This window comes from Gramella jeungdoensis, assembly GCF_023805255.1.
Lineage (GTDB): Bacteria > Bacteroidota > Bacteroidia > Flavobacteriales > Flavobacteriaceae > Christiangramia > Christiangramia jeungdoensis.
In genome coordinates, this window is record NZ_JAMSCK010000003.1 from 394,957 (window position 1) to 409,265 (window position 14,309).

General features: G+C 40.5%; 14 protein-coding genes. 1 reads left to right on the plus strand and 13 read right to left on the minus strand.

Features of this window, described 5'->3' with window-relative positions; translation table 11 throughout:
- Window positions 1–53 precede the first annotated feature (53 nt).
- From dut to porW, 13 genes are all read right to left on the minus strand, one after another.
- Complete coding sequence (gene dut, locus NE848_RS09450) at window positions 54–488, minus strand: dUTP diphosphatase (RefSeq protein ID WP_252112837.1); 435 nt, start codon at window positions 486–488, stop codon at window positions 54–56.
- Complete coding sequence (locus NE848_RS09455) at window positions 485–1,927, minus strand: oligosaccharide flippase family protein (RefSeq protein WP_252112839.1); 1,443 nt, start codon at window positions 1,925–1,927, stop codon at window positions 485–487. Before NE848_RS09455 ends, dut begins: the two co-directional genes overlap by 4 nt.
- Window positions 1,928–1,987: 60 nt before the next feature.
- A complete protein-coding gene (locus tag NE848_RS09460; RefSeq protein ID WP_252112841.1) occupies window positions 1,988–2,431 on the minus strand; it encodes a hypothetical protein in 444 nt (147 codons plus the stop codon).
- 148 nt (window positions 2,432–2,579) lie between these two features.
- Window positions 2,580–3,440 (minus strand): ATP synthase F1 subunit gamma, encoded by an 861-nt coding sequence (atpG, locus tag NE848_RS09465; RefSeq protein WP_252112843.1) that lies wholly within the window; start codon window positions 3,438–3,440, stop codon window positions 2,580–2,582.
- A 45-nt stretch (window positions 3,441–3,485) separates the two neighbouring features.
- Complete coding sequence (atpA, locus tag NE848_RS09470; protein ID WP_252112845.1) at window positions 3,486–5,066, minus strand: F0F1 ATP synthase subunit alpha; 1,581 nt, start codon at window positions 5,064–5,066, stop codon at window positions 3,486–3,488.
- Between the two features lie 45 nt (window positions 5,067–5,111).
- Window positions 5,112–5,666 carry an ATP synthase F1 subunit delta gene (gene atpH / locus NE848_RS09475; RefSeq protein ID WP_252112847.1) on the minus strand — a complete coding sequence of 185 codons (555 nt, stop codon included), beginning with the start codon at window positions 5,664–5,666 and terminating at the stop codon, window positions 5,112–5,114.
- A 3-nt stretch (window positions 5,667–5,669) separates the two neighbouring features.
- The gene (locus NE848_RS09480) at window positions 5,670–6,164 is read right to left on the minus strand and encodes a F0F1 ATP synthase subunit B (protein ID WP_252112849.1); all 495 of its coding nucleotides are present in this window, start codon (window positions 6,162–6,164) and stop codon (window positions 5,670–5,672) included.
- 85 nt (window positions 6,165–6,249) lie between these two features.
- Window positions 6,250–6,471 (minus strand): ATP synthase F0 subunit C, encoded by a 222-nt coding sequence (gene atpE / locus NE848_RS09485; protein WP_011711113.1) that lies wholly within the window; start codon window positions 6,469–6,471, stop codon window positions 6,250–6,252.
- Between the two features lie 24 nt (window positions 6,472–6,495).
- Window positions 6,496–7,590, minus strand: coding sequence for a F0F1 ATP synthase subunit A (atpB, locus tag NE848_RS09490; protein WP_252112851.1), 1,095 nt, complete (start codon window positions 7,588–7,590; stop codon window positions 6,496–6,498).
- 135 nt (window positions 7,591–7,725) lie between these two features.
- Entirely contained in the window at window positions 7,726–8,109 is a 384-nt protein-coding gene (locus tag NE848_RS09495; protein ID WP_252112853.1) for a hypothetical protein, read from the minus strand.
- Entirely contained in the window at window positions 8,109–8,327 is a 219-nt protein-coding gene (locus tag NE848_RS09500; RefSeq protein WP_341482786.1) for an AtpZ/AtpI family protein, read from the minus strand. Before NE848_RS09500 ends, NE848_RS09495 begins: the two co-directional genes overlap by 1 nt.
- Window positions 8,305–8,703: a bactofilin family protein gene (locus NE848_RS09505; protein ID WP_252112855.1), complete on the minus strand. Its 399-nt coding sequence runs from the start codon at window positions 8,701–8,703 to the stop codon at window positions 8,305–8,307. Before NE848_RS09505 ends, NE848_RS09500 begins: the two co-directional genes overlap by 23 nt.
- Window positions 8,704–8,714: 11 nt before the next feature.
- On the minus strand, window positions 8,715–11,222 hold the full coding sequence (porW, locus tag NE848_RS09510) for a type IX secretion system periplasmic lipoprotein PorW/SprE (protein ID WP_252112857.1): 2,508 nt from the start codon (window positions 11,220–11,222) through the stop codon (window positions 8,715–8,717).
- A gap of 289 nt (window positions 11,223–11,511) precedes the next feature.
- Between porW and NE848_RS09515 the strand changes: the two genes are divergently transcribed.
- Window positions 11,512–14,277: a TonB-dependent receptor gene (locus NE848_RS09515; RefSeq protein ID WP_252112859.1), complete on the plus strand. Its 2,766-nt coding sequence runs from the start codon at window positions 11,512–11,514 to the stop codon at window positions 14,275–14,277.
- The last annotated feature ends 32 nt before the right edge of the window (window positions 14,278–14,309 follow it).

The window sequence follows — 14,309 nt, forward strand, 5'->3', positions numbered from 1 at the left end:
CTCCGGTTCTTTTAAGTAGAATGTCAAGAGGTCAATAGTTTTCTAATTAATAATTATTTGTGTCCGGTGCTACCAAATCCGCCGGCACCACGTGCAGATTCCTGAAGGACTTCAGCCTCTTCCCACTGGATCTGCTCATGTTTAGCGATCACAAGTTGTGCCACCCTTTCACCATCTTCTACAGTAAATTCGTCATTGGAAAGATTTACAAGGATAACCCCTATCTCTCCACGATAATCGGCATCTACAGTACCTGGAGAGTTAAGAACCGTAATGCCTTTTTTGGCCGCAAGACCACTTCTTGGTCTCACCTGGGCTTCATAACCAATTGGCAGCTCAATAAAGAGTCCGGTTTTTATGATAGCTCTTTCAAGAGGCTTTAGCACCACCGGTTCATCGATATTCGCCCTCAGGTCCATGCCTGCGGAAGCCTCAGTTTCATAATTTGGTAAATCGTGTTTTGATTTATTAATAACCTTTACAATCATTGACTTAGGATTTTATAAAGTTGTTTGCGTTCCATTGAAAAAACTATCAGAAGGAATCCTCCGGTTATGGCTATTCCAGCCATATAATTTTCCCTGAAAAATGTGAAGGAAAGTATTGAAAGTCCAACAGAAAGCAACAGATAAAAACTTATTTTTTTAACGTTATAGGGCACGGGATAGTACTTTTTTCCAAGAAAATAGGAAATAAGCATCATCCCTCCATATGCCACCAGTGTGGCCCATGCAGCTGCCATGAATCCCATCACCGGGATCAGCGCAATATTCAGTAAAATAGTGATGATAGCACCAAAAATGGAAATATACATTCCTGTACGGGTCTTATCGGTGAGTTTATACCACACCGAGAGGTTATGATATACCCCAAGAAAAAGATTGGCCAGCAAGATGATAGGCACTATCCCTATGGCCATCCAGTATTCCGGATCTCGTATTACCAATGCCTTGAAAAAATCTATAAAGCTTACCAGGATAAGGAAAATGATACTTCCACAGATTACGAAATACTTCAGTATCTCGGCATAGGTTTCCCTTGCATTCTCCTTTTGGGAGTGATTAAAGAAGAAGGGTTCAGCTCCCATTTTAAAAGCCTGAACGAAGATGGTCATGAATACTGCCAGTTTATAACAACCTGAATAAGCTCCCATCACTTCTTCAGAGATCATATCCTTGATCAGGATTTTATCTAGATTTTCATTTATCACGAATGCAATACCTGCCACCATAATGGGCCAGCCGTACTTCCACATCTGTTTAAAAATACCGAATTCAAAGCTGATCTTAGTTTGGAAGAAATAGGGCAATAACAACAGGAATGTAACTCCGCTTGCGGCAACATTCGCCATAAATATATAGCCCACAATATCCTTTGGACCGTAATTATTAATAACAAACTGAGGCGCGTATTGCGGATAGTCCCTTACAAACCAAAGGAAATAGAAATTAAGAAGAACATAGATCAGGATATTAATGATCTTAATTCCTGCAAATTTGATGGGTCTCCCCGTCGCCCTGAGATACGCGAATGGCACAACCACCAAAGTATCAAGTACCAGTACGCTGAATAGCAACTGGAAGTAAAATGGATTGAGATCCATTAAAGCGATAAGCGAGTCCTGGAAAATAAAGACTCCTATCCCAAAAAGTACCGTAGTAACCGTAAGCGCAATAAAAGCCGTTGAAAAGACCTGCCCTTTTTCCTTAGCCTGACTAAAGAACCTGAAAAAAGAAGTTTCCATCCCATAGGTGAGCACCACGTTAAAAAAAGCGGCCCAGACATAGAATACGGTATTCACAGAATACTCCTCTGCCGGTAGAATATCGGTGTGCAACGGCACCAGCACAAAATTCATCAGGCGTGGGAATACCGTCGCAAAACCGTAAATAAGAGTGTCTTGAAAAAATCTTTTTAAAGTACTCAACAGGAGCAGGTTGATTTATTACAAATATCTGAATAAATCACAATTATGAAAGCTAATGGACTATTCCTTTTCCACAATTCCCGTGAGTTTATAGTATTTCACCTGGTCGTTCTGAGTAAAAACCAGAATCGCCTCGTCATCTTCTATTTCAAACGGACTTTTTTCAGGAATCTGAGGCGGTTTGTTACCATATTCCTCTTTTGGGTCTTCATGCATCACCATATCCCCGGAACCCATGCGGAAATCTGCCACATATAGATTCGGTTTTTCCTCACTCTTCTTAAGATCAGATTTCATTCCGTGGAAATAAACAGCATCTAAAGATATACGCTGATCCTGGATACTGGTAACCGGTATATTCAATTGAATCCCATTCGAATTATAAGTATAATAGACCTCGCTGAACTGCGCTGGGATTCGCGCCTGCAGGTCTTTATTGCTGCCACAGGAAGCAAATATGCTTAGAATGAATACTCCTGCAAGTAAGTGTAATGCATTTCTCATAATGTTGGATTTTAGATTCTGAAGTTATAAAAACAAAACCTGTACCAAAGAAAAAAGCCCTCAAGATTGAGGGCTTTAATGTTGTTCGTCATCCTGAACCTGGTTCAGGACTTCAAAGAAGCTGAAACCAGTTCAGCTTGACGTTTATTTATCCATTCAATGCTTCGGCACCACCAACGATCTCAAGGATTTCATTAGTAATAGAAGCCTGTCTTGCTTTGTTATAAGAAAGTTTAAGATCATCCCTAAGCTCTTTCGCGTTATCTGTTGCCTTATGCATCGCGGTCATACGCGCACCGTGCTCTGCAGCAAAAGAATCTCTAAGCGCCTTGAAAAGCTGCATTTTAAGAGATTTTGGGATAAGGTCTTTAACTATCTCCAGTTTTGAAGGTTCAAAGATATAATCCAGTTGTTTGTTGCTATCGCTTTCAACAGTCTGTATTGGCAGAAACTGCTCGTCCATAACTATCTGAGTGGCGGCATTCTTGAACTGGTTGTAAACGATATCTATTTTATCGTATTTACCCTCGACGAATTTCTCCATCAGATCTTCGGCGATTTCAGAAACATTTTCGAAAGTCAGTTCATCAAAAATCCCATTGTTGTTCTTATAAACATCATAGGACTTTTTAAGGATATCGTTGGCTTTCTTACCTAAGGTAAGGACTTCAACTTCTTTCCCCTGATATTCCTCCTGTATCTTACTTTTTACCTTCTTGATGATGTTGGTGTTAAAAGCTCCTGCCAATCCCTTATTTGAGGAAATAGCAACGATAAGAACCTTTTTCACCTCGCGTTCCTCGGCATACTTGCTTCCGGAATCATCATCAAGAGTAGCACTTAAATCCTGTAGCAACTGGGTTAGCTTTTCAGCGTAAGGTCTCATGGAAGTGATCGCATCCTGAGCCTTACTCAACTTTGCAGCCGATACCATCTTCATGGCACTGGTGATCTGCATTGTTGAAGATACCGAGGTAATCCTGCTACGTAATTCTTTTAAGTTTGCCATTTGTTATAATTATCAATTCAAAATTTTGAATTCTGAATTTTAAATTTAGTTCTTGTATTTAGACGAAAGCTCTTTGGCAACCGATGTCAACGTATCGGTAACTTCATCTGTAAGTTTTCCTGCTTTAAGAGTGTCAAGAACACCTCTGTGCTTAGCATTTAGGTATTCAAGATAATCCTGCTCAAACTCTTTTACCTTATCTACAGGAACGTCTCTAAGAAGGTTCTTAGAACCTGCATAGATGATCGCGATCTGGTTTTCTACCGGATAAGGATCGTTTTGTCCCTGCTTAAGGATCTCCACGTTACGCTTACCTTTTGAGATGACATTCATGGTAGCCGCATCAAGATCAGATCCAAACTTGGCGAATGCTTCAAGTTCACGGTACTGAGCCTGGTCAAGCTTCAGGGTACCTGCAACTTTCTTCATAGACTTGATCTGTGCAGAACCACCAACACGGGATACAGAGATACCCACATCAATCGCAGGACGTACACCTGAGTTGAAAAGATCTGATGTTAAGAAGATCTGTCCATCGGTAATCGAAATTACGTTTGTTGGAATATATGCAGAAACGTCACCTGCCTGAGTCTCGATAATTGGAAGAGCGGTAAGAGATCCGCCTCCTTTTACTTTATCTTTAAGAACATCAGGAAGGTCGTTCATTTGTTTTGCAATATCATCATCGGCTATCACCTTAGCTGAACGCTCAAGCAATCTTGAGTGAAGGAAGAAAACGTCCCCTGGGTATGCTTCACGTCCTGGTGGACGACGAAGTAGAAGGGATACCTCACGATAAGCAACAGCCTGCTTGGAAAGATCATCATATACGATCAAAGCAGGACGACCTGTATCTCTGAAGTATTCACCGATCGCTGCACCTGCAAAAGGAGCATAAACCTGCATTGGAGCAGGATCTGATGCATTCGCAGCAACAATGGTAGTATAAGCGAGAGCACCTTTATCTTCAAGAGTCTTGGCAATAGCCGCAACCGTAGAAGCTTTCTGCCCTATAGCCACATATATACAGTATACCGGTTCACCGGCATCATAAAATTCTTTCTGGTTAAGAATTGTATCGATACAAACAGTAGTCTTACCTGTCTGACGGTCACCAATCACAAGCTCACGCTGACCTCTTCCTACAGGTACCATCGCATCAATAGATTTAATACCTGTTTGAAGTGGTTCACTTACAGGTTGACGATAGATTACCCCAGGAGCCTTACGCTCAAGTGGCATTTCATAAGTTTCACCTTCAATAGCTCCCTTACCATCAATCGGGTTTCCAAGAGTATCAACCACACGGCCAACAATTCCTTCTCCAACTTTGATAGAAGCGATACGCTGAGTTCTTTTTACCGTAGAGCCTTCTTTGATCTCTTTAGCAGGACCTAAAAGTACTACCCCAACATTGTCTTCTTCAAGGTTAAGAACGATTCCCTCAAGACCGCTTTCAAACTGAACCAATTCTCCGTACTGAGCATTAGCCAGCCCATATACGTTAGCAATACCGTCACCTACGGTTAGAACGGTACCTACTTCGTCTAGAGAGGCCTTGGATTCAAAACCTGATAATTGTTGTTTTAATATTGCTGATACTTCAGCAGGATTTACTTCTGCCATAATTATTCAAGATAAAATGGCACGACTATGCCGCACCTGTTTTAATTAAATTTTTGAAACGTATGTGTTGTCTTTTAATTCTCTTTTTAGCCTCGTTAAGTTTCTCGATACACTTGCATCATACTGCAAGTCTCCTATTCTTAACACAAAACCACCAATAATATCTTCATCAACGATATTCTTGATAGTAGCACCAGAACCGGTAAGCTCTTTTACTTTGGATAGAACAGCCGATTCCAATTCTTTATTTAGAGGTACAGCGGTGGTTACTACAGCCTGCTGTACATTGTTCATTTCATTATACTGAATGATATACTGCCTTGCTACAAGATGAAGAATATTTATTCTCCCGTTCTCCAGAAGTATATCTATAGCACCTTTTGTAACTGCGTCAAGATCCTTGAAGATCTCGAGCAGGGCGCTCTTTTTAATACTATTCTTAACAACAGGACTTGTAAGCATATTCTCAAGATCCCTGCTATTAAGAACAGTCTGGGAAATTGAGTGCATATCCTTGTGTACGGCTTCTGCCGATTTCTTATCCTTTGCTAGTGAAAGGATCGCCTTTGCATATCTCTGTGCAGCTCTGGTTCCTCTCATAGTTTAGTTAAGCTTAGCTTCACCAAGCATCTTTTCGATCATTTGGTGTTGTTCTTCTTTGCTTGATAGCTCTTTACGCACTACTTTTTCAGCAATTTCTACTGAAAGCTCTGCTACCTGATTCTTTAATTCGGCCATTGCAGATTGCTTTTCAAGCTCGATGCTTCTTTTGGCATCGGCAACGATCTTATCAGCCTTCGCTTTCGCTTCTTCAGAAGCATCAGCAATAGTCTTTTCTTTTAACTCACGGGCTTCCTTTAAGATCGCATCTCTCTCGGCACGAGCTTCTTTCAGTAACTGATCGTTATCAGCCTTAAGGTTCTGCATTTCCTTACGGGCATTTTCAGCCGAAGCCAGTGCATCGTTAATAGACTGTTCCCTGTTTCTTACTGAATTAAGAATAGGTTTCCAGGCGAATTTGGCCATGATAAACAATAGTACCAAAAACACGATGGTCTGCCAGAAAAACAAGCCAAATTCGGGAGTTATTAATTCCATAATTTTAAATAATAATAGTTAAAAACATCATCTAAAAAAGTCCTTTCGCAACCAACCGTTGCGAAAGGAGCTCTTTTGAAATTAATTATCTTAGTACACCTAGTAAAGAGGCAACAACCCCGAAAAGGGCAACACCTTCTACAAGTGCAGCAGCAATAATCATAGCTGTCTGGATTTTTCCAGAAGCTTCTGGCTGACGTGCGATAGCATCCATGGCAGAACCACCGATTTTACCTACACCTACTCCGGCTCCTAGAACCGCTAGTCCAGCTCCTAAAGCTGCAAGACCTACATACAATAATTCCATAGTTGAAAAAATTAAAAATTAAAATTAATGATGTTCATGTTCCTCAACTGCCATCCCGATAAACAGGGCGGACAGAATCGTAAAAATAAACGCTTGAAGGAATGCTACCAGCAATTCCAATACTGTTATAAATAAGGCGAAAGGAACCGAAATTCCGGCAACGCCTGCATGTTCTAATATAAATATCAACCCGATCAAACTCAGGATAATGATGTGTCCCGCGGTAATGTTCGCAAAAAGACGAATCATAAGTGCAATTGGCTTAATGAATAATCCTGCTCCTTCCACGATCGCCAGAATTGGCTTCACCCATGTTGGAATACCAGGCATCCAGAAGGTGTGCTTCCAGAAATGTTTGTTTCCATTCACGAAGATCAGCACCAAAGTGAACAATCCAAGAGACACAGTAACTGCTATGTTTCCGGTTACGTTAGCCGCTCCGGGAAGAAGCCCCATTAAGTTGGTGATCCAGATAAAAAAGAAAACCGTTAACAGGAATGGCATAAACTTCATATACTTTTTCTCACCTAGCTGTGGGATTGCAATCTCATCTCTTACAAAAAGAACCAGTGTCTCAAGAACGTTGTTAAATCCTTTTGGAGCATGCTCATGCTTCTTATGATGTCTTGCAAGTCCTATCCAGAAGAAAAGGATCATTAGAATAACCGTAAGGAACATTGCTGCCACGTTCTTCGTGATAGAGAGATCCCATGGTTTACTTGCGTTCAACGGATGATGCTCTTCATCAAACTCTACAGTTTCCGCACCGGCATTCAACCGATAAATATCCTCATGAAGATTTACGAAGCGCATGCCGTCCTTTTCCACCACATGGTGGCCTTCGGTATCGTGATGAAATTCACTGGACATGAAAGTAACCAGTCCATTTTCAGTATAAAGTATTACAGGTAATGGCAGAGTGATTGAATTTTCTCCTTCTCCAAAAAAGTGCCAGCCGTGCGCATCACCAATGTGGTGCATGATCATCTCGGTCGCATTAAATTCCTCTTCCCCGGGAGTTTCACCTTCTTTACTCTCACCAGCAAAAATATTCAAAGGGAGTAAGGCAAAGCCTAGTGCAAGGATCACTATAATCTTGAAAGATTTATGTGCTGTCATAGTACCTGTTCTACTTAAAAATTATGGGCTCTAAATTTCCGTGCAAAGGTATACTTTTAATTTTTATCTGAAAGCCCCACCTGTAATTTTTTAGACCTTTCAATAATTTTAACGATTTTACTGAAATACAGGTGTTTATTTAATATTGATCAGTCTTACCGCGTAAATAGTTTCGAAGATCAGGAATAAAAAATAGGGAATAAAAAAAGCGATTATATCATCAAAAGGATGAGGGGTATCGCTGAGCATCATAGGGAGAAGAAAAAGAACAGCGGCCAACATCTTAAAAAGACTGCACCCCATGAATGCAAAACCTGTTTTATCCCTGAAGGTATTGTGAACGTAAATGAGAAACAGGTAGATAAGCAATGTCGCGATCACATGAAAACTATAGATCGAGACCGTAGAATAATATAAATCGGCTTCCAGAAAATAGTTTATGAGGGCAAATTGTATTCCAAAAAGCAATAGGGAAAATGGAATGAAGTACCGCAAAAAAGGCATCAGCTTATCTTTCATTATTCGTCTTCATTCAGGTTTTTCACGCCCCGGTATACCTGATAAAGGGCTATAAAAACGCCGAGTAGTGACAGAGAGATGGTATACATTGAATATTTGTTGGGATATTTGCCATCAAGCCATACCCCAACGAACACTCCTGCGGCTATTGTAATTCCCATTTGAAAAGCAATATTTACAAACTGGAGATACTTGTTACGCTGATCTTTTTTCATCATCCTTTTTAAGGGGTTTAACTCCCCCGTTCATTTCACAGGTAGCATTGAATACCGCACCTGGTTCTACGGCGAGCTTACCTGCAACCACTTCTCCTTCAATATTTGCAGGACTTCTTAAAGTTAAGGTTCCTTTGACAAATAATTTGCCTTTGAACCTTCCTTCAATGTCGGCATTTTCACATTCCAGAGTACCACTAATAAGGCCTCCTTCACTAATTACGACTTTTCCGGGAGTCTTTAAGCTTCCTTCAAGTGTTCCTTCAATTCTAAAGCATCCTTTTCCTGAAATTTCTCCAGTGATCAGAGTGCCAGCGGCAATACGGTTTTGTTGGTTTTGGTCGGTTGTAGGTTTGGTTTTTTTGGGGTCTGAAAACATAGTAGTAGGGTTTAGTTATTGTCCATGTAAGTTCTTAAATTTTTCTTAATTTGTACAATTCTATAATTTTCCGTGGACAAAACAAAGGCTTCCCTATCTATTTTATAATTTTTATTTTTTTTCAATAATTCCTCAAAGCCCAGAGCTTTAGATTCAGTTTCCAGCCCATGTACAACAACAAAAGACTGTTCAGGACTGTAAACATCTACAGATACCGAGAGTTGGGAATAATTAAGTTCTGCTATGGCTTTTTCTATTGAATCTTTGAGTTGAGCAGCCATATCCCTTTCATTTTCCTCGAGAGGGTAAATAAGCTTAAAATTATTTTGAAGACTATCCCTGTTGAATTCCTGGACTTTTAACTGAGGAATACTTGTGTTAAGAAGTTTCTGGGCCTTACGGCCTTCCTCGGTCTGCGGATATGTAAGCGCCACATAATTCAAAGCCTTCTCATATGCATCCAGCCCCAAGAGCCTTCCCGTGGCCTGTGCCTTCAGAAGCTCGAGTTTGGGAATTATCGGATCTCCGGTAAATCTGGAGATATACTCATTGGCCGTCTCGATGACTTCTTCATATTCCTGATCTTTATACTTTTCAAAAAGAGCTTTGTATAGGAGGTCGGGACTGTTTTCGTCTTCCTGCACACTTTCGGGATTCAGAATAAATGCCGCGTATCTCGAATCCGGATAATTCTGAAGTATATCATTTTTGATCTGCTCTTGCTTCTGCAGATCACCCTGAGCTCCATATATTTTGTAAAGGTTATACTTGGCAGGCAGAATAAGACGTTCTGCTGGATCATTCTCCAGAAGAAATTCAAGTCTTTCAGCAGCCAGATCGTATTCGCCGTAATTCTCATTATAAATAATCCCTAATTGATAATATGCCAGGTTACGCTGCGTCGCCAGGCTGTCCAAAACAGACCTTTCCCCTGGGATCCTCATCACGTATTCCATAGGATCATAAAGAGGATTATTATCAAGATTGATATCCATAATCCGTTCCTGCGCATTTATTGAGCTTTGATTAAGAGCATTGGATCCCCATCTCCAGTTATCTGCAAGTTCCCTGCTTCCCCAGACTCTTAAAAATTCCTGGGCACCTCTTGAAACACGAAGCGGATTATAAAAGTAGAAGGTATTTGCTGAATTGGTTCCATCAGCTGGCGGAAGGGCATTAGCTGATGGAAAATTGTTCTCAGGGCCAATACTGGCCGTATAGACCGGAAGTTCCCCTGCTTCCATTTCTTTGATCGCTTTGGCCTTCAGCTCGTCGGTATAATCGGTGAAATATGCGACCTGTTCATCTTCTGAAAGTGAAGCCAGATAAAGTATGCTGTCGGTTTCTTCTGCCATATTCTCATACTTAATCACATCTTCCAGGTTCTCACGTTTTTTCTTTATGGTCCTGAATTCGAGTAAATCTGGCGACATATAGGTAAGCGTGCTGTCAAAATATTTTCCGGCATCCTGGTAATTGGCCCTGTCAAAATTGACATTGGCCAGAATCTCGTAATTAATTGATTTAAGATAAATATCACTTGAAGGAGACCTCAGCGATTTATTGTAATATTCGATGGCTTTATCTGTTGAATCCAGCCTGGTGTAATATTCCCCTAACTGAAAATATATCTTATCGAGATACGGCCGGTTTTCACGATCTTCTTCTAACTCGGTGAGAAGTTCAAGAAGGTATTCTTCATTTCCTGAATTGAAATCAAAGTTCCTGGCCTTCTGAACATACGCATTTACATAGTAGATACGCGGCGATTTTCGGTTAAGATCGATCACTTCATCAAAAGCTGCATTTGCAGTTGCTGTTTCTCCAAGCCTGTTATGTAACTGTCCCAGGATATAGAAGTAACGGCCTTTTTCAGCATTAATATCGGTAAAATCTGCCGCATTGTATAGTGGGGCCACGGCACTGTCTATCTGATTAAGATTGATATAGGCCTGAGCCAGGCTTGCGCTTGCATCGGCCAGATCCTGATCATCAAGACGATCGGAATCCAGTATCTTCTTCAGATTCTTAATGGCAAGCTTTTCATTTCCAAGGCGGATATTGGTCTTTTCGCGCCATATTCTCGCATGCGTGATATTATCACTCGCAGGGTACCGGTAAAGGATATAATTGAAAGCATCCAGTGCAGGAATGAACCGCTGATCGAAATATCTGGCCTTACCAAGAAGTAAATAGGCTTCATCCATCTGCGGATTCCGTTCCTTGCCACCTATCTGCATAGAATGTTTCTGGATGGCCTTAACGGCTTTTTCTTCTGCCCGTCCAAAATTCTGGTTCCGGACACTATCCGGTAACAGGATCTTATCATCCACATCCAGGCGTTCTATCGGAAGTATGTCCCAGTAATTATCGGCATAGTTCTGGTTGATCTCTTCCCTCCCCTGTTCTAACGCCAGCTGACCATTATACAGCGTATTATATTCTGCAGTAACAGCATGATAATTACGATTTACAAATGAGTCTTTTTTCCTTGAGCAACTCCAGATAATGATTGACAACAATAAGAAAAATAATATTCGGGTTATCGGCTTCAAAATCTGTTTCTTTTCCAGGTTAGAATAACTAATTATTTCGAAATTTAGTATAAAAGTAAGTTTCTTTTTCCAAATCAGATTCATTACAAAATAATTCAAAGAAAGCTCCTGTTTTTTTGAAATTTAATGAAGATACAAAAACAATATCGTCTCTTTTATGTTATTTTATCAATTTTTTGATTCTATTTATAAGTATTTGATAAATTATTCTCGTTTTTTAATATATTTAATTATCACTTTTTAAATATTTAAAATGAAAAAACTTCTAACTCTCCTGTTTTTCCTTAGCATAAGCGGGATGATGGCCCAAGTTGTCATTACCGGTACTGTTACAGATGAAAAAGGAAAGCCTATTTCGGGAGTAAATATCATGGTTGAAAATGAGACCGTGGGCACTTCAACAGATTTCAAGGGTGAATTCACCCTTGAAACAACAGCAAATTTACCGTTTAATTTAGTATTTTCAGCAATAGGCTATGGTTTGAAATCAATACCAGTTGGCTCTGCAGGTCAAACCGTTAATGTGGTGCTTACGGAAGATGAAACTCAGCTTGGAGAGGTCGTGGTTTCCGCCTCAAGAACTCCCGAGAGGATTTTTGAATCACCGGTAAGTGTTGAACTAATTGACAGGCAAGACATTCAAAATACTGCTTCAGCAGACTTCTACGGGGAGCTTGAAAACCTTAAAGGGGTGGATATTAATACTAATAGTCTCACCTTTAAATCGGTAAATACAAGAGGCTTCGCGACCTTTGCAAACACAAGGTTTGTACAACTTGTAGACGGGATTGATAATTCTTCCCCCGCGCTCAATTTCGTCCTTGGAAATCTTCTGGGGATATCACAGCTTGATCTAAATAATATCGAATTATTACCAGGGGCATCCTCGGCTCTGTATGGAGCAAATGCTTTTAACGGGATCCTTTTTATGAACAGTAAAAGTCCTTTTGAATTCCAGGGTTTAAGTGCTTATGCCACGGGTGGTGTTACCTCTCAGGATGCCGCCGGTACTAACGGTTATTATGATGTTGGAGTAAGGCTTGCCAATAAATTTTCAGATAAGTTCGCCGCTAAGTTCAATTTTTCCTATTTAGAGGGAACAGACTGGTTTGCAGTAAGCGAAGAAAATCTGATAAATCCTGGTGCAGGGCGTGCTGAAGATCCCAATTACGACGGCTTAAATATTTATGGTGATGAGGTAAACATAAATATAAGAGGTGTAGGTACCGCCCTTGTAGCGGCAGGACTTCTTCCTGCGGGGTCGGAGCAATTACTTCCCAATGAAGCCGTGAGCCGAACTGGCTATGCAGAAACGAGTCTCCACGATTACAATGCGAAAAGCCTGAAGCTTGACGCTGCTTTGCACTACAGACCTTTTGCCGACGATTTTGAAATCATTTATTTGGGAAAATATGGTAGAGGATCAACTATTTATCAGGGAACAAATCGTTATGCTATAAAAGATTTCTGGTTACAGCAACATAAATTAGAAGTTAAGAATAATAATTTTTTTCTACGCGGTTATATAACTGATGAAGATGCCGGAGATTCCTACGATACGAGATTCGCAGCAATAAATATTAACCGGGTATGGAAGTCAGATCAGCAATGGTTTGGAGAATATGCCGGAGCATTCGTTCAGGCCAGAAGCCAGGGTGCCTCCGAAGACCAGGCTCATGCCATTGCAAGGCAATTTGCCGATACTGGCCGGTTAGTGCCGGGAACACAGGAATTTCAACAGGCCTTTAATGAAGTAGTTTCTGATCCTGATTTCACCACCGGTGCGAAATTTCAGGATCAGTCTCAGTTAAAACACATAGATGCAAACTATAATTTTAGCCACTTGACTGATGCATTTGCAGATATCCAGGTAGGTGGCTCATACCGGCAGTATAAACTAAATTCTTCAGGAACAATTTTTACAGATATTGATGGGCCAATTCAGTACAATGAATATGGATTATATTCCCAGATTCAGAAAAAACTGATTGATGAAAGGCTGAAACTGACTGGGTCTATGAGATATGACAAATCTGAACTTTTTGAAGGACAGGTAACCCCAAGATTTTCCATAGGATATACAATTGGGGAGGATAAAAATCATAATATTCGTGCTTCAGTACAAACCGCTTTTAGAAATCCAACAACCCAGGATCTCTATATTGGTCTGAATTCCGGTCGGGCCATTCTGGTAGGCGCTGCAGAGGATAATCTGGACAGGGATGTGAGAACCTTTCCCGTTAGTGGAGGTGGCCAGGCCGTTACCGGTTCTCCAACCGTTGAAGTTGTAGGAAGACAGGCCTATGAAAATGCATTTTCACTGAATTCGGTTTTACGTGGTGCTCCCCAGAAAGCGGAGGTGGATCTGGTACAACCCGAAGAAGCTGTGGTTTATGAAATTGGCTATCGTTCGCAAATGGACCGGGTAAGTATAGATGCAAGTTTTTATTACAATGTCTATGAGAACTTCATTTCTAATGAAACCACTTTGGTTCCTTTTTACGGAGAGGTTGGAGACAATAGCCTGTCTCTATTAGCATTACAGAATGAAGATTATTTCCCCTACCAAACTTATACTAATTCTGATGCAGATGTTAAATCTTATGGTGCAGTTATAGGCTTAAATGTTGAGTTATGGGATAATTATAGTTTAGAAACTAATTATACCTATGCCGAGCAGGATTTTGATCAGGCGTCCGATCCGGATTTCAGAACCAGTTTCAACACACCTAAACACCGCGTGAAAGCATCTTTCGGAAGTCCGGAAGCTTATGAGAATTTCGGGTTCAAATTAAGTTATAGGTGGAGTGATGAATATTTCTGGCAGGCCACTTTTGCAGATGGAAATGTGCCGGCATATTCAGTACTTGACGCCCAGGTTAACTACACCATTCCCAGGTGGAAAGCGAGGATCAAGCTAGGCGCTAATAATATTTTAGGTGATGAATATGTTACTGCTTATGGAACGGGTTATATAGGATCGCAATATTTTGCTTCTGTTATTTTTAATAATCTGTAAAAAATGCGGTCTTAAATTTAATTAAACCTCAT